At 63.4% G+C, this 15,866-nt stretch carries 17 protein-coding genes; 3 read left to right on the forward strand and 14 right to left on the reverse strand.

Annotation, left to right across the window (positions count from 1 at the left end):
* Positions 1 to 39 precede the first annotated feature (39 nt).
* Genes HCR76_RS12985 through HCR76_RS13010 form a run of 6 tightly spaced genes read right to left on the reverse strand, consistent with a single transcriptional unit; the run spans position 40 to position 5,312 of the window.
* The gene (locus HCR76_RS12985; RefSeq protein WP_166991202.1) at positions 40 to 975 is read right to left on the reverse strand and encodes an SDR family NAD(P)-dependent oxidoreductase; all 936 of its coding nucleotides are present in this window, start codon (positions 973 to 975) and stop codon (positions 40 to 42) included.
* A 3-nt stretch (positions 976 to 978) separates the two neighbouring features.
* The gene (locus tag HCR76_RS12990) at positions 979 to 1,275 is read right to left on the reverse strand and encodes a chorismate mutase (RefSeq protein ID WP_166991205.1); all 297 of its coding nucleotides are present in this window, start codon (positions 1,273 to 1,275) and stop codon (positions 979 to 981) included.
* 16 nt (positions 1,276 to 1,291) lie between these two features.
* Positions 1,292 to 2,674: an FtsX-like permease family protein gene (locus HCR76_RS12995; RefSeq protein WP_244971392.1), complete on the reverse strand. Its 1,383-nt coding sequence runs from the start codon at positions 2,672 to 2,674 to the stop codon at positions 1,292 to 1,294.
* A complete protein-coding gene (locus HCR76_RS13000; RefSeq protein WP_244971393.1) occupies positions 2,671 to 3,555 on the reverse strand; it encodes an ABC transporter ATP-binding protein in 885 nt (294 codons plus the stop codon). The genes HCR76_RS12995 and HCR76_RS13000 overlap by 4 nt, the downstream gene beginning before the upstream one ends.
* A 39-nt stretch (positions 3,556 to 3,594) precedes the next feature.
* Positions 3,595 to 4,227, reverse strand: a complete 633-nt coding sequence (locus HCR76_RS13005; protein ID WP_166991208.1) for a GNAT family N-acetyltransferase — start codon at positions 4,225 to 4,227, stop codon at positions 3,595 to 3,597.
* Entirely contained in the window at positions 4,224 to 5,312 is a 1,089-nt protein-coding gene (locus HCR76_RS13010) for a lactonase family protein (RefSeq protein ID WP_166991211.1), read from the reverse strand. The genes HCR76_RS13005 and HCR76_RS13010 overlap by 4 nt, the downstream gene beginning before the upstream one ends.
* Positions 5,313 to 5,350: 38 nt before the next feature.
* Here HCR76_RS13010 and HCR76_RS13015 point away from each other — a divergent pair, with 38 nt between their 5' ends.
* On the forward strand, positions 5,351 to 5,959 hold the full coding sequence (locus tag HCR76_RS13015; protein ID WP_166991214.1) for a maleylpyruvate isomerase N-terminal domain-containing protein: 609 nt from the start codon (positions 5,351 to 5,353) through the stop codon (positions 5,957 to 5,959).
* On the opposite strand, the gene HCR76_RS13020 is transcribed toward HCR76_RS13015, so the two are convergent.
* The 3 genes from HCR76_RS13020 to HCR76_RS13030 all read right to left on the reverse strand — a co-directional run bounded on the left by HCR76_RS13020 (position 5,946) and on the right by HCR76_RS13030 (position 9,631).
* The gene (locus tag HCR76_RS13020; RefSeq protein WP_166991217.1) at positions 5,946 to 7,748 is read right to left on the reverse strand and encodes a glycoside hydrolase family 15 protein; all 1,803 of its coding nucleotides are present in this window, start codon (positions 7,746 to 7,748) and stop codon (positions 5,946 to 5,948) included. The two genes, HCR76_RS13015 and HCR76_RS13020, sit on opposite strands and share 14 nt — an antisense overlap.
* 69 nt (positions 7,749 to 7,817) lie before the next feature.
* Positions 7,818 to 9,104 (reverse strand): adenylosuccinate synthase, encoded by a 1,287-nt coding sequence (locus HCR76_RS13025; protein WP_166991220.1) that lies wholly within the window; start codon positions 9,102 to 9,104, stop codon positions 7,818 to 7,820.
* 47 nt (positions 9,105 to 9,151) lie between these two features.
* Positions 9,152 to 9,631: a DUF3151 domain-containing protein gene (locus tag HCR76_RS13030; RefSeq protein WP_166991223.1), complete on the reverse strand. Its 480-nt coding sequence runs from the start codon at positions 9,629 to 9,631 to the stop codon at positions 9,152 to 9,154.
* A 105-nt stretch (positions 9,632 to 9,736) separates the two neighbouring features.
* On the opposite strand from HCR76_RS13030, the gene argG reads away from it, so the two are divergent.
* Together argG and HCR76_RS13040 are read left to right on the forward strand one after the other, a co-directional pair.
* Entirely contained in the window at positions 9,737 to 11,152 is a 1,416-nt protein-coding gene (gene argG / locus HCR76_RS13035; protein ID WP_166991226.1) for an argininosuccinate synthase, read from the forward strand.
* A 176-nt stretch (positions 11,153 to 11,328) separates the two neighbouring features.
* Positions 11,329 to 11,889: a dihydrofolate reductase family protein gene (locus tag HCR76_RS13040; protein ID WP_166991229.1), complete on the forward strand. Its 561-nt coding sequence runs from the start codon at positions 11,329 to 11,331 to the stop codon at positions 11,887 to 11,889.
* A gap of 39 nt (positions 11,890 to 11,928) precedes the next feature.
* On the opposite strand, the gene HCR76_RS13045 is transcribed toward HCR76_RS13040, so the two are convergent.
* The 5 genes from HCR76_RS13045 to HCR76_RS13065 all read right to left on the reverse strand — a co-directional run bounded on the left by HCR76_RS13045 (position 11,929) and on the right by HCR76_RS13065 (position 15,835).
* Positions 11,929 to 12,888, reverse strand: coding sequence for an ABC transporter substrate-binding protein (locus HCR76_RS13045; RefSeq protein ID WP_244971394.1), 960 nt, complete (start codon positions 12,886 to 12,888; stop codon positions 11,929 to 11,931).
* Positions 12,885 to 13,610, reverse strand: coding sequence for an ABC transporter permease (locus HCR76_RS13050; protein ID WP_166991232.1), 726 nt, complete (start codon positions 13,608 to 13,610; stop codon positions 12,885 to 12,887). The genes HCR76_RS13045 and HCR76_RS13050 overlap by 4 nt, the downstream gene beginning before the upstream one ends.
* Positions 13,607 to 14,290: an ABC transporter permease gene (locus HCR76_RS13055; protein ID WP_166991236.1), complete on the reverse strand. Its 684-nt coding sequence runs from the start codon at positions 14,288 to 14,290 to the stop codon at positions 13,607 to 13,609. Before HCR76_RS13055 ends, HCR76_RS13050 begins: the two co-directional genes overlap by 4 nt.
* On the reverse strand, positions 14,287 to 15,117 hold the full coding sequence (locus HCR76_RS13060) for an ABC transporter ATP-binding protein (RefSeq protein ID WP_166991239.1): 831 nt from the start codon (positions 15,115 to 15,117) through the stop codon (positions 14,287 to 14,289). The genes HCR76_RS13055 and HCR76_RS13060 overlap by 4 nt, the downstream gene beginning before the upstream one ends.
* Positions 15,118 to 15,196: 79 nt before the next feature.
* Entirely contained in the window at positions 15,197 to 15,835 is a 639-nt protein-coding gene (locus HCR76_RS13065; RefSeq protein ID WP_166991242.1) for an RNA methyltransferase, read from the reverse strand.
* Positions 15,836 to 15,866: the final 31 nt, after the last annotated feature.

Raw genomic sequence — 15,866 nt, forward strand, 5'->3', positions numbered from 1 at the left:
CGTCGCCCGCAGACAGCTTAACGAACGACGTCGCCGCAGTCATGGTGGAGTTCTGCCCATGGCGTGCATCTCGGGCGAAAAGGGCACGCCCGTCGCACGTTCCGCCTCGGCCCAGATGGCTGCCGCGACAGTGCGGTTCGTTGTCAACGATGCCGGGGTGCAGCGCGTGGCATCGCCCTTCAGCATCCATTTCGGCCCATAGAACGCGTGGCCGACTGGCGGTGACGAGTCGGATGCCGCACAAACAATGGGCAGCGCTCCACGGTGCTTTCCCTGACTGAAGGGTGCCTGCAGGTTGTCGCGAAATCGCTTGACGCGGCGCGGCTCGTTCACGGCCGGAACGCGCGGTGTTCTGCCCGAGATGGAGTAGCCGGGGTGAGCGACGAGCGACCTCACGAGAACTCCGGATGCCGCGAGGCGACGATCGAGCTCGAAGCCAAACGACTGCAGCATGATCTTTGAACGAGCGTAGGCGAGGAGGCCGTTGTAGAAGCGCTCCGACTGCGGGTCGTCGAGGCGTGGCCACGGCCAGAGCACCGTTTGGCTGCCGAGCGTCACGATGCGGGAGCCGGGCGTGCGCTTCAGTGCAGGCAGCAGCGCGGCGGCGAGAGCGAAGTGACCGAAGAAGTTTGTGGCGGCGACGAGTTCGAGTCCGTCGACGGTTTCCCTGCGCGTCGACGGCGTGTGCACGATGCCAGCGTTCTCGATCAGCACGTCGATGCGTTCCATAGCGTTCAACTGCGCGGCGGCCTCGGCAACCGAACCGAGATCTGCGGTATCGAGTCGCACGAACTCAAGTTGCGCCGTTGGCACCCGCCGCCGAATGGCCGCTGCTGCGGCATCCGCCCGTTCGTCGCTGCGACATGCCATCACCACGCGGTCACCCGACTCAACGAGGCGCAGAGTCGTCCAGAACCCGAGGCCCGCGTTCGCGCCCGTCACGACGACCGTGCGGCGTTCTACCCGCAGGCTCATTTTCTACCGTTCGCGCGCGATGCGCTCGTGGTGGTGGATGACCTCCGATACCACGAACGTGAACCACTTCTCGGCAAATTCAGGGTCGAGCTCCGAGTCTGCGGCGAGCTCGCGCAAGCGCGTGATCTGCCGTGCCTCCCGCGACGGGTCAGACGGCGGCAGACCGTGCGTCGCCTTGAGCGAGCCGACCTCCTGCGTGCACTTGAAGCGCTCAGCCAGCAGGTGCACGAGCGCTGCGTCGATATTGTCGATGCTTTTGCGCAGACGGTTCAGTTCGGCCATGGCTTCAGAGTCGGACATGCCCCAAGCCTAACCGTCACACGCGCTCCGGCTGTGTCAGCACACGCGACAGCACGGGCTTCGTCGATGCGACCGCTACCCCGACGAGTGCGAATCCAGCGACGAAACAGACAACGATCACGAGAAGTGACGCGGGAGCGAAGATCACCGAGAGGCCGAGCAGCGGAAACACGAGCACGCCACCGACGATCGCCGACAAGAGCGCGACGAAGATCAGCGGAACGAACACCAGTCGTGTTCGCACGGCTTCCATCGCTGAGCGAGACATGCCCACGCGATCGAGGTTCACCCACGTCTCTCTGCGGTCGAGAATCTCTGCTGCCTGGTTGACACCGGCCGAGCACGCAACCATGAGAAATGACGCGATGAGGGTAATCAGAATCCCCGTGCGAATGTCGAAGATGAGCACCAGGTCTTGCGGGTTTGCCGAGGCGGATGCTGTGACGGCCAGTGCCGTGCCTGAACCACCAACGACGGCGACGAAGCTCGTCATGGCTACCCCGGACACCTGGCGCCACGCGGCTTTGGGGTTGTCGAGAATGCTGCGTGCAGCGATGAGCTTCTGCGCCGTCTTCGCCGAACGCAACTGTGCCCTGGCGAGCAGCCCGACGGCCCAGGGCCCGACGAGGCCGAGCACAGCAACACCGGCACCGAACGTTCCGGCGAGAACAATGATCACGACCCCCCAGTCGCCGAGGGCTCCTAGGCTTTGCAGCACGATGAATCCAGTGATCACGATGCCGGCCCCGACAAGCACTCGCACCCAGTGCACGCGCTGCGGCTGCTGCTTTGTGCGCACTCCGAGCGGAGAGATCACCACCTGGCGCAGCCCAATGACGCTGCTGAGTGCTGCAATCACAGCGACTCCGGCGACGACGCCGAGGACCATCGGCGCTCCGACCCACAGCGATGCTGCGCCGATCTGCTCTCCCCCAAACGGAATGAGGCCGACAAGAGGCATGGATGCTGCATAGAGCGCCACCCCGACCAGCGCGCCGATGACCGCGACGGCAGTCGATTCGACGACGGTCATGCGAATCACAGCACCAGGCGTTGCGCCGAGCAGTCGCAGTGTTGAGAGACGATCGTCGCGACGTCGCGCAGACAATCGAGCCGCCGAGCCGCCCAGCGAGGCAAGCGGCACAACGAGAAGGGCGAGTGCGAGAACGCTGAGCATCTGGTACAGGGCTGCGTCATCACTCGTCCAGCGCCAGAACATCAACACGCCGCCGGCGACGATCAGCAGAAGCGCCGTCGTGACGGCAAACGCGATGGCGGGCAACACGATTGTTGCCGGGCTTTGAGCGCCGGGTCGTGCAAGCATCCAGGTCAGACGAATGACGGGCATGCGTCCTTTGTGAGGGACAGACTGCGTTGGCTGCGTTGCGATGGCGGTCATTGCTGGCTCCATCCGCTGCCGAGAAACTGCGTTTCGGTGGGCTGCTGTGGAACTTTACCTTGCCGTGACGCGTCATGCTGCAGCATCCCGTCTCGCATGCGGATCGTGCGCGAACAGCGAGATGCCACCGTCTCGTCGTGGGTGACAACGACGAGCGTGTTGCCCTGACCGACCGTCGAGTCGAGTAAGGCAGACATGACACCGTCTCCGGTTGTCGAGTCAAGGGCACCCGTCGGCTCATCGGCGAAGATCACTGTCGCGCCCGTCACCTGAGCCCGCGCGATGGCGACGCGCTGCGCCTGACCGCCTGACAGTTCCCCGATGCGACGTGTTTCAAGACCGGCGAGCCCCAGTAGATGAAGCCAGTGCATGGCACGCCCTTCCGCCTCGCGGCGCGGATACCCGGCCATCATGAGCGGCAACGCCACGTTCTCAACGGCAGTGAGCTCTGGTAAGAGAAGTCCCTGCTGAAACACAAAGCCAAACGATTCGCGGCGCAGTCGCGACCGCTCCTTCTCGCCGAGCTCGCTCACACGAACGGCCCCGGCAATCGAGTGAAATGAGACGCTGCCTGCGTCGGGAACGATGATGCCCGCAAGTGCGTGCAGAAGCGTCGTCTTACCCGAACCGGATGCCCCCATAATGGCGACGGACTCCCCCGGCGCAACCGCGAAGCTGACACCGGCGAGGGCACGGGCAGGGCCGTAACTCTTGTGCAAGTTTTCGGCCGCCAGGACGGGCGGAACTGCAACGGGCGCAGCTCCTGCCGGCGGAACGGAAACGGATGGAACACCGTATGCGGAGTCGTTGTAGTTGGTCATGACTCCATGCTCGTCATCCGCCGGAGCGAGCACATCGCGCGCTGGAGTGATCTGTGTCATCCTCCGGTCGCAGTTACTCGAAACGCTCGACGCAGAGGGTCAGACTCCGCTGAGCTGAGGTGCCGCTGCGTGCTCGAGCCGCTCCGTCAGCCGTGTGCGCACATCGGGCCATTCGTCTGCGAGCACGGAGTAGACGGCTGTGTCTCGCCAGGTTCCGTCTGCACGAATCTTGTGGTGCCGCAGGATTCCCTCGAACGAGGCACCCAGCTTGGCGATGGCCGCCCGAGACCGGGCGTTGACAGCATCCGTCTGAATCTTCACTCTCTCAAACCCCGCGTCGAAGGCGAGGGTCATGAGCAGCAGCTTGCACTCCGGGTTGACGCCGGTTCCCCACGCGGCTGGGTGGTACGCCGTCCAACCGATATGCGCTCCCCTGTTGACCACGTCGATGTCGCCGAGCGACGTCGTGCCGATAATGCGCCCGTTGTCGGGACCGGCAGCGAGCCGCACGGTGAACGGTATGCCCGTGGCAAACGGGTAGTGGCTGCGCAGCTCGCGCGCGAACGTCGCGGCGTCACCCGGCATGCCCGCCACCCCGCCGCCGTAGCCGAATTCATACACCTCAGGCCGAACAATGGCACTAAAGAGCTCTGGGGCGTCGGTGTCGACGAGAGGTTCGAGGCGCACGAACCGACCGACGAGCGGTGCCGGGTCGGGAAAGACGGCAGTCATGAATCGATATTAACGCTCGCGCGAGCGAGGCACGTGGCGCTTCCGGTCTCAACGGTGCCCACGACAGTGCGCGGAATGCCCGTGCGGTCGTCGAGGCGATGCGTGGCCACGTCGCCCGAGAACTGGTGAGCCACATGCACCACCGCGCCGTCGACGATGTGGTGTCTGGGCCAGTTGCCTCCCGATTCCACGTCGCCGATCGCACGCAGTTCTGTGCCGTCGCCGCGCACCTCGAGAGTCGATATTCGGTTGGTTCCACGGATGCCGACATACAGTCGGTCCCGTCTGTCGCCGATCGCGATCTCTGCGCCCGTGTCGTCATTTTCGAGGGAATCTGCGCTTGCTCTCACCGCCGTGAGCACCCGCAGAGCGCCCGACTCGTCGAAGCGCAGCGTGAACACTTCGCCCGAGTACTCAGTGAGCACGTGCAGGTGGCCGCTCTCGTGCCACAGCGTATGCCGCGGGCCGACGCCTCGCGGCAACGAGACGTCCTGCCGGTGCACGAGGCCAGAACGGGTCGGTCGCCACACGCGAACCAGGTCGAACCCGAGATCTGTTGTGACCACGAGACCATTCGGCAGCCAGCGCGATTGGTGCGCGTGCGGCTCGCGTGCCGCGGCATCCGGTGTCGAGAGAGACGCAAGCCCGGTGTCGTCGTCGGCGTCGAAGCCGTAGGGATCCCGTGACGCTGGTTCCGTCACGACGGGTCGTCCGGCGAAGCGTCCATCGTCGCTTAGCGGAATCCAGATGATCGCGCCCGTGCCGTAGTCGGCAGCGACGAGAGCGCTGCCGTCCGGAGCGACCGATAGGTGGCAGACTCCGGCGTCAACGGTGGTGTCGGCCAACGCATCGAGGGTTACACCATCGGGGCGCAGCGCGAGCACCCTGCCGGTGAATTCTTCAGAGGCGTACACCACCGGATGCTCCGGGTGCACCGTCAGCCACGACGGTGACTGCGCCGCGTGCGCGAACGACGGGCGCAGCGTTCCGGCATCTTCCCGCGTCAGCGCGACGATCCCCGCTGCCGTGCCATCGCCGTCGGCCGTGTAGGTTCCGAGCCAAAAAGTGGGTTGCGAGTCTGCCATGCACTTCAGTCTGCCAGCAGAACGTGCCACCATTGAGCATGGCGCGAACAGAACGATACGCGATGGCGTGCCGCACATTTATCGACGTGGTGTCGAACGTGCGTAACGACCAGTGGGATGCCCCGGGCCTCGGAGTCTGGAATGTGCGCTCGCTCACGGGGCACACGGCACGGGCTGTGATCACGGTGATCGACTACCTTGACCTCGACCCGGCAGCTCAGATCGATATGCCGACGGCAGGCGACTACTACGGACAGATCTACCTCGCGTACACAAACCCCGAGGCGATCGCGAAGCGCGGTGTCGAGGCCGGCGTGGCCCTCGGAGCGGACCCAGTCGCGGCCATCACCGTGCTCGTCGAGCGTGCGCTCGCGCTGCTCGCGGATCAGCCGAGCGACAGGCTCGTATCGCTTGGCGGCATGGGAATTCCCATTGACGAGTATCTCAAGACACGCGTCTTCGAGCTTGTCGTACACACGATGGATCTCGCCCGAGCGACAGGGCAGACCGCTGATTTCGCCCCAGAGCTCATTGAGTCGGCGGCCTCCCTCGCGGCAGGAATCGCCGCGCGCAAGGGCGATGGCGAGCAGGTGCTCATGTCACTCACGGGACGCGAACCTCTCCCGCCCGGCTTCAGCGTGGTGTAAAGGTCTCCGATCTGCCCTGCTCCACCTTCGAAATGGCATCTGCCGCTCGCAACAGCGTCAGATGAGAGAACGCCTGCGGGGTGTTGCCCACGTGGTGCCCCGTGCGCGGATCGATCTCCTCACTCAGCATCCCGACATCGTTGCAGTAACCGACGAGCCGATCCATGAGTTCCCGCGCATCGTCGAGCCGGCCGCTGAAGGCATACTGTTCGACGAGCCAGAACGAGCAGGCAAGAAATGGGTTCTCGCCTGGCGGCAGCCCATCGACATTGTGCTCGGTGCGGTAACGCAGCAGTAGCCCATCCGCCATCAGCTCCCGCTCGATAACGGCAACCGTTGACAGCATCCGCGGGTCGTCGTAGGCGCAATACCCCACCTGAGGCAGCTGCAGAAGCGACGCGTCAACGGTGCCCGAGCCGTAGTGCTGTGTATAGGAGCCGAGTTCGGTATCAAAACCCTTCTCTTCGATCTCATCGCGGATGCGGTCGCGCAAAATCTCCCATTCGTCAGCAGGTCCGTCGAGGCCGTCGTCTCTCACGGCGCTGATGGCTCGATCGAGCGCTGCCCACACCATGACGCGCCCCTGCGTGAAATACTGCGCGGGGCCGCGGATCTCCCAGATTCCCTGGTCGGGCTTGTCCCAGGTCTGCTGCACGAACTGCACGAGAGCACGCTGCAGGGGCCATGAGAAGTCGGTCTCTTCGAGACCGGCCTTGCGCGCTTTATCGAGGGCGACCATGACCTCACCGACAACGTCAGACTGAAACTGCTCCACGGCAGCGTTTCCCACCCGCACCGGGCTCGCCCCGCGGTAGCCGGGCAGTGAGGTGATGTCTTTCTCCGCCAGGTCGCGTTCGCCCGCGATCCCGTACATGATCTGCACATCGGCGGGATCGCCGGCAATGGCACGCAGCAGCCATGCTCGCCAACCGGCCGCCTCGTCCGTATAGCTGTGAAGCAGCAGTGCCTCGAGCGTCAGAGAGGCGTCGCGCAGCCACACGTAGCGATAGTCCCAGTTGCGTTCTCCGCCGAACTGCTCTGGCAAAGATGTTGTCGCCGCGGCGACGATGCCACCCGTCTCCTCGTACGTCAGCGCCCTCAGCACCAGCAGTGAGCGGATCACCTCGTCGTAGTAGGCGCCCTCGTGAGTGACGCGGGACGCCCAGTCCGTCCACCATTGCGTCGTTCTCTGCAAGCCGCGGTCGACATTCGGTGCCTCGGGGGCGCGCAGATGCGACGGGTACCACGTCATGGTGAGATCGACAGTCTCACCTTCCGAAATGGAGAAGGTTCCCGTGTGCGCATGATCCGATGCTCTGAGCGACATGCCGCGCATGACGATGGCATCGGGGCCCGCCACCGCCTTGATTCCATGGTGCTTGCCGCCGGAGAGCTGACGCACCCACGGAACCGCCGTCGCGTAACCGAACCGAAATCGCACGTCGGCGGTCATCTCGACGGTGCCGCGCACCCCGCTCACGCGCCGAACGAGATCGGCGCGTCCGTCGCGCAACGGCATGAACTCTGTGACCTCCACTTCGCCATCGTGCGTCACCCAGCGGGTGACGAGCACGAAGCTGTGATTGAGGTAACGTCTCGACGCAACCGCGGACTCGTCCGTTGGCGCCAGCTTCCAGCGACCATGGCTTTCGTCGCCGAGAAGAGCCCCGAATACAGACGGAGAGTCGTAGCGAGGCAGGCAGAGCCAATCGATGCTGCCGTCGCGCGCGACAAGAGCCGCCGTCTGGCAATCGCTGATCAGAGCATAGTCTTCGATATTCTGCGGCATACGCCCAGTCTTGCGCAGGGCACAGAAATTATCGAGGACTGCCCTCGGTCGCGAATTTCGGAATTCCGCTCAGTCCACGAGATCGTGCCGCACGACGATAGCATCGCGGCCGGGGCCGACGCCGATCGCCGAGATGCGCGAGCCCGACATCTTCTCAAGAGCGAGCACGTAGTCCTGCGCGTTCTTGGGCAGGTCGGCGAAGCTGCGGCATCCGGTGATGTCCTGCTTCCAGCCTGGAAACTCTTCGTAGATCGGCGTCGCGTGGTGGAAATCGGACTGGTTCACTGGCATCTCGTCGAACCGAACACCGTCGACGTCGTAGGCAACACACACCGGTATGGTGTCGAGGCCGTCGAGAACGTCGAGCTTGGTGAGAACGAAGTCGGTGACGCCGTTGATGCGCGAGGCGTATCGGGCGACCGGTGCGTCGTACCAGCCAACGCGGCGTTCCCGGCCCGTCGTGGTCCCAAACTCGAACCCGGTCTCGCGCAGATAGTCGCCGCTCTCATCAAACAACTCTGTCGGGAACGGGCCGGCGCCGACGCGCGTGGTGTACGCCTTGACGATCGCGATAACGCGATCTATGCGGTTGGGCGCGACGCCAGAGCCGGTCGCCGCACCTCCGGACGTTGCGTTCGACGACGTCACGAACGGGTACGTTCCGTGATCGACGTCGAGCATCGTCGCCTGGCCGCCCTCGAAGAGCACGATTTTCTCAGCGTTCAGCGCTTCGTGCAGTTCGAGCGCGGTATCGGCGACCATCGGCCGCAGTCGTTCCGCGTACATGAGCAGTTCATCGACGATCTCGTCGACTTCGATGGCGCGGCGATTGTAGATCTTCACGAGCGTGTGGTTCTTGACGTCGAGCGCACCCTCGACCTTCTGCCGCAGAATGTTCTCGTCGTACAGATCTTGAATTCGGATGCCGACACGGTTGATCTTGTCTGCATACGCTGGCCCGATCCCGCGCCCTGTCGTTCCGATCTGTCGCTTTCCGAGAAAGCGCTCCGTCACCTTGTCGAGGGTGCGGTGGTATTGCGTAATGACGTGTGCACTCGCGCTCACGCGCAGCTTCGACACGTCGACGCCGCGTGCAGAAAGCGCATCGAGTTCTTGAAAGAGCACCTCGAGATCGACGACGACGCCATTTCCGATTACCGGCGTGACGCCTTCGGTCAGAATGCCGCTGGGAAGCAAGTGGAGGGCATACTTCTCATCGCCGATGACGACAGTGTGACCGGCGTTGTTTCCGCCGTTGAACTTCACGACGTAGTCGATGCGGCTTCCGAGCAGGTCTGTGGCCTTACCTTTGCCCTCATCGCCCCATTGGGCGCCGACGATCACGATTCCTGGCATGGTGGATGCCTCTCTTTATCGGTGTGCGTGCGAATGGTGAGCGCAGCTCAGTCTTCGCCGCGAATGACGAACGTCTCTGTCGACGGGGCAGGTTCCCGCGTCGTTCCCAGAAGTTCGATGCGCGCGGCCGCCGTGTCGTCGGCACCGCGCAAAAAGTCGTCGAGCCTGTCGACCTCGTCTGCTTCGTCGATCATCGCGGCAGCGCGACGCAGTGCATACAGCGCACGAAGAACGCCGCGGTTGGGCTCGTGCGACCACGGCACCGGGCCCTGCCCGCGCCAGCCCGCTTTGCGCAGCGAATCGAGGCCACGATGGTACGCGACCCGAGCAGCGGCATACCCCTCGAGGGGATGCGCCGGATGAAGAATGTGCTCGGCGTAGACAGCCCAAGCCAGAGCAGATGACGGATGCTGCTTCACAACCTGCGCGATGGCGTCGACGGTCTCTGCACCCTCGAGAGCTGTCTCAACCTCTGGCTCCGCAGGAAGATGCGTCTCTGGAACCCCAAGCAGATTGTTTTCGGTCACGCAGCAATCGTATCAAGTGCTGCTCACAGCGCCCGGGCAAACCACGGGCATTGCGCGACAGCATCCGTTTCGGTGTTTTCGCCTCGCGACCTTAAGATTGAGGGCATGTCCAAAGTCCTCACCAGCCTTCCCGTCGGCGAACGCGTCGGCATCGCCTTCTCTGGCGGCCTCGACACGTCGTGCGCCGTCGCCTGGATGCGTCACAACGGCGCTATCCCTTGCACGTATACGGCAGACATCGGGCAGTACGACGAGCCCGACATCGATTCAGTTCCCGAGCGTGCCACGGAGTACGGTTCGGAGATCTCGCGCCTTGTCGACGCCAAGTCAGCCCTCGTCGAAGAAGGACTCGTCGCCCTGCAGTGCGGCGCCTTTCACATTCGCAGCGGCGGAAAGACGTACTTCAACACGACGCCGCTCGGCCGTGCCGTAACAGGAACGATGCTCGTGCGCGCTATGAAGGACGATGGCGTCGATATCTGGGGCGATGGCTCGACATACAAGGGAAACGACATCGAGCGCTTCTACCGCTACGGCCTGCTCGCCAATCCGCGCCTGCGCATCTATAAGCCGTGGCTCGACGCACAGTTTGTCAAAGAGCTTGGCGGCCGCCAAGAGATGAGCGAATGGCTCGTCGAGCACGGCTTCCCGTACCGCGATTCGGCAGAGAAGGCCTACTCGACAGACGCCAACATCTGGGGTGCGACTCATGAGGCGAAGACTCTCGAGCATCTGAATGCCGGCGTCGACATCGTCGAGCCGATCATGGGCGTCGCCGCGTGGCGCGATGACGTCGATGTGAAGACCGAAGAGGTGACGGTCACGTTCGCCGAGGGCCGTCCGGTGGCGATCAACGGCGTTGAATTCGACGACGCAGTCGCGCTCGTGCACGAAGCAAACACCATCGGAGGGCGCCATGGGCTCGGCGTCTCCGACCAGATCGAGAACCGCATCATCGAGGCAAAGAGCCGCGGCATCTACGAGGCTCCCGGCATGGCGCTGCTGCACATCGCCTACGAGCGCCTGCTCAACGCAATCCACAATGAAGACACGATCGCCAACTACCACCAGGAAGGGCGCCGTCTGGGCCGCCTAATGTACGAGGGGCGCTGGCTCGACCCGCAGTCGTTTATGCTGCGCGAGTCAATCGTGCGCTGGGTCGGCTCCGCCGTCACCGGTTCCGTCACGCTTCGTCTGCGCCGCGGCGACGACTACACGATCGTCGATACGCAGGGACCGCGTCTGAGCTACCACCCCGACAAGCTCTCGATGGAGCGCGTCGAGAACGCCGCATTCGATCCGACTGACCGCATCGGCCAGCTCACCATGCGCAATCTCGACATCGCCGACTCGCGCGCACGCCTCGAGCAGTACACAGCCCAGGGCATCGTCTCGGGCGAGACCGCCAAGTTCATGGGCGATCTCGAAGAGGGCGAAGCCGAGGCGATTTCCGCCGGAGCGAAGTCAACGGATGCCGAGAGCGCCCTCGACTCCGCGGCCATGGAGTTCGGCGTCGACTAGCCGTCGGCTCACGAGAGTGAGATGCCAGAAAACGTCGCCTTTCGCGCAAGCGTCAGCGACGTTTTCTGGCATCTCGCTTTTCGCGGGTGTGTCACAGACCGTTATCATCGATGTGCACACTGTGTACATCGTGGCTCGGAGCCTCGGGCGGAGCCGCTGAACGAGGAGGTTTCCGCATGGCGAAGCTGACGTACACGTTCCTCGCATCGCTGGATGGCTATATCAACGACAGCGACGGGCGCTTCGACTGGGCATTTCCCGGCGAAGAAGTTCTCGACCACATCAACAGGGCCGAGCGCGATGTCGGAACCTTCCTCTACGGACGCACCATGTACGAGATGATGATCGGCTGGGAGAACGACCCAGATGCCGCGGAGCAATCGCCGGGCAGTGCGGAGTTCGCTGAGATCTGGCAATCAAAAGAGAAGATCGTGTTTTCGCGCTCGCTAAAAACCGTTTCCACGAGGAACACACGTATCGAGCGCACGTTTGACCCTGAGCGCGTCCAGGCTATGAAGAACGAGGCGACTCACGACCTCAATATCAGCGGAGCTGACATCGCCGCCTCGGCCTGGCGGGCCGACCTGATTGACGACTGCCATCTGTTCCTAGCACCGATACTCGTCGGAGGCGGCCAGAAATTGTTCCCCGAGGGCATCCGGCGTCCGCTCGACCTCATTGACGAACATCGGTTCTCGAACGGGATGGTCCATCTTCACTATCGAGTGAGGAGATGACCCGGCCGCGGCCTCCGGCTGACGTCTCTTGATGAGAACTCAGACGAGGCCGGCGTCGGCGAGCCAGTCCTTCGCTATCGTTGCTGGCGATGCTTTCTCCTCGCCCTGGTTACGCGCGTTCATCTCGATCAACGATTCGGTTGTGAGCTTCTCAGACACCGCATTGAGCGTCTCGACAACCTCGTCTGTCGCCGCATCCGAGTTAATCAGAGGAACAACGTTCTGAGGCAGAACCAGATTCTCGGGATCGTCGAGCGTGACAAACCCGTTCTCCGCGATCGCTGGCGACGTCGTAAAGAGATCGGCAACGTTGACTGTGCCGTTCACGAGTGCCTCGACGGTCAACGGCCCGCCCGAATCGTTGATCGGCGTGAATGACATATTGTCGGCAGCGACTCCGTAGACGTCGGTAAGTCCCTGCGGACCATACGGCCTCTCTTTCAGCTCAGGGTTGCCCCCGATAACGAGCTTCTCATCGACGTTCGCGAGATCGGCGATGCTTGTGACATCGTGCTTTTCACTGAACTCTTTGGTGACGTTATAGCTGTCTTTGTCTTCGGCCTTCGCCTGATCGAGCACCTCGAAACCGTCCGGAACGGCTTCTGAGAGAGCCGCGTAGACCTCGTCGCCAGACGAGGCATCTGAGGTGTCGTCGTAAAACTGCAGCAGGTTGCCCGTGTAATCGGGAATGAGATCGATCGAGCCGTCTTCGAGCGCCGCGACATACACATCGCGCTGCCCGATCTGCATTGTGCGCTTGACGGTGATGTCTTTCGCCTCGAGCGCTTGAGCGTAGATCTCGGCGATGATCTCCGACTCCGCAAAGCCTGCAGAGCCGACCTTGACCGTTGTTGCCCCGCCGTCGCCTGATTCGTCTGAGCCGGAGATGGAGTCGGCACTACCGCAGGCGCTCAGAGCGAGCGCCGCAGTGACCGCGAGTCCGAGTCCGATGACCCGTCGAGCTGTGACCATTGTGGTTCCCTTCATGTGAACATTCATGCGGCCTCCGCCGCGATCGGTTTGCGTTTTGTCGCTGCCTCACCGAGGCCGCGATCCCGAGCCGCTCGCACACCTTTCGAGACGACAGCGCGCTCAAGCAGAGCGAACAATCCGTCGACGATGAGCGCGAGGAGCGTCACGACGATCGCACCGCCGATGACAGCGTCCCACCGACGGAGCGACAGATTGTCGAAGACGAAGCGGCCGAGACCACCGAGCGGAAGATACGCGGCGATTGTCGCCGTGGCGATCACCTGCAGCGCCGCCGAGCGAACGCCGCTGACGATGAGCGGCATCGCCAGTGGAATCTCCACTCGCGAGAGAATCTGCCATTCCGTCATTCCCATCGCCCTCGCGGAGTCGATTGTCGAACGCTCTATCGCCTCGATGCCCGAGTAGGTGCCAGCGAGCAAGGGTGGCACAGCCAGAACGGCAAGCACGATGATCACCGGTGTGAGCCCGATGCCCAGCCACAGGGCGAAGAGAAAGAGCAGGCCCAATGTCGGCAGAGCGCGCAGCGACCCGGTCACGAGCACCGCAGCTCCCCTCAGCTTGCCGGTGTGGCCGATGTAGAGTCCGAGGGCGACGCCCACGATGCCGGCGGCGATGAGCGTCACAACGGTGTAGATGAGGTGCTCGAGCGTGCGCATCGGGATGCCGTTGGCTCCCGCCCAGTTTGCGGCGTCAAACAGCCACGCGAATGCTGCGGCAAACAGGCTCATGCTGCGACCTCCGTGCGCACGGGCGCTCGACGACGCTTGTCGCGAGCACCCGACCGCGTCCACGGCATGAGAAGCCGGCCGAGAGCGACGAGAGCGACGTCGAAGACAACAGCGATGACGATTGTGGCGACAATTCCCGCGAGAATCTCCGTGGGGAACTGCCGATTGAGACCGTCGATGAACAGGTATCCGAGGCTCGAGACGCCGATCAGCGAGCCGACGCTGATCAGACTCACTGTGCTTGCCGAGACAACCCGCATACCGGCAACCAGAACAGGACCGGCCAGAGGCAACTCGACTGCCCAGAATCGTCCCCATCCGGAGTACCCGACGGCGGTTGCCGATTGACGCACGCTCGGTTCGACGGAGGCGAAGCCGTCGGCAGCCGAGCGGACCATCAGTGCGAGCGCGTAGATGGTCATAGCGACGACGACGTTGGCAGGATCGAGCTGGGTCGTTCCGAGGATGGCGGGCAGCACGAGAAAGAGCGAGAGCGACGGAATCGTGTAGAGCAGGCCGCTCACGGTGAGCAGGATGCTGCGCGAGACAGCATAGCGATGCGCCACCCAGCCCAGCGGAACCGACAGCAGAAATCCCAGCACAATGGGCGGGATGCTCAGCCCGACGTGTGTCACGGTGAGCTCCCAGATCTGCTCGAAGTTCGAGACGACCCAGCTCATGCGTCGCCCGGCTGCTCCGGTCGCAGCACACCTGCAATGCGCCCAGACGGATCGACGGCGACTCGGCGCCCGTTGCGCTCGCGCACGGTGAGGTCGCGCTTGCCCTCGTTAGCGCCCACAAAATCGGCGACGAAGTCGTCTGCGGGCGAGGAGATGATGTCTTCTGCGGATCCCGCCTGCACGATCTGACCGCCAGGGCGGAGGATCACGACGTTATCGCCGAGCAGGAACGCCTCGTCGATGTCGTGGGTGACGAACACGATGGTCTTGGCCAATTTGCTCTGAATGCGCAGCAGCTCTTGCTGTAACTCACGGCGCACGATGGGATCGACGGCACCGAAGGGTTCGTCCATCAGCAGAATATTAGGGTCGATCGCGAGCCCGCGCGCGACCCCGACCCGTTGCTGCTGACCGCCCGAGAGTTGTGCGGGGTAGCGATCGGCGAGCCCGCGATCGAGCCCGACGGTGTCGAGCAGCTCGAGCGCCGACGCATGGGCCTCCGCTTTCTTCACGCCCGTCAGCATCGGAACGGTGGCGACGTTGTCGATGACCGTGCGATGCGGAAGCAGCCCCGAGTTCTGCATCACGTAGCCAATGCGCCGTCGAAGCGTCACGGGGTTGAGCGTCGCGATGTCGTCATCGTCGATGTGGATGCTCCCGCCCGTCGGATCGACCATGCGGTTGATCATGCGCAGGATGGTCGTCTTGCCGCATCCTGATGACCCAACGAAGACAGTGGTCTGGCGCGAGGGGATGGTCAGACTGAAGTCGTCGACCGCCCGCGTGCCATCGGGAAATGTCTTCGAGACGTGATCGAACTGGATCATGGTGGTCGGCGACCCTTCCCGTCAGTGAATTACAACACTAGGGAACATGGCCGACATTCTCTAGATTCCCGCCGAATGGTCAGTCGAATGTGACGTGCTGCGTCACCCACGTGTGCATGGCGACGGCAGCCGCAGCGGACGCGTTGATCGAGCGCGTGGACCCGAACTGGCTGATCTCGACAACCGCCTCGCATGCGTCGATGGCCTCGGCCGAAAGCCCCGGGCCTTCCTGGCCGAAGAGCATGATGCACTGAGCGGGAAAGGCGAACGTCTCGATGATCACCGAGCCGGGCACATTGTCGATGCCGATGATCGGCAGGTCGGACTGCCGCGCTGATTCAACGAGATCCGCGACGGTGGAGTGGTGCATGACATGCTGGTAGCGATCGGTCACCATGGCTCCGCGTTTGTTCCACCGCCGGCGTCCAACGATGTGCACGGTATCGGCGGCGAAGGCGTTCGCGCTGCGCACGATCGATCCGATATTCATGTCGTGTTGCCAGTTCTCGATGGCGACGTGGAACGGATGCCGCACCTCGTCGAGGTCGGCGACGATTGCCTCCATGCTCCAGTACCGGTAGCGGTCGATGACGTTGCGGGTGTCGCCCTTCTCGAGTAGTTCCGGGTCGTACTGCTCCCCCTCTGGCCAGTCGCCGGGCCACGGGCCGACACCGTTCGTCGACAACTCGTGACTCGGGGGAAATGCAGCATCCGTCATATCTCAACCGTAGCCCTGTCCGTCAGGTCGA

The sequence above is a fragment of the Paramicrobacterium chengjingii genome, from assembly GCF_011751765.2.
Lineage (GTDB): Bacteria > Actinomycetota > Actinomycetes > Actinomycetales > Microbacteriaceae > Paramicrobacterium > Paramicrobacterium chengjingii.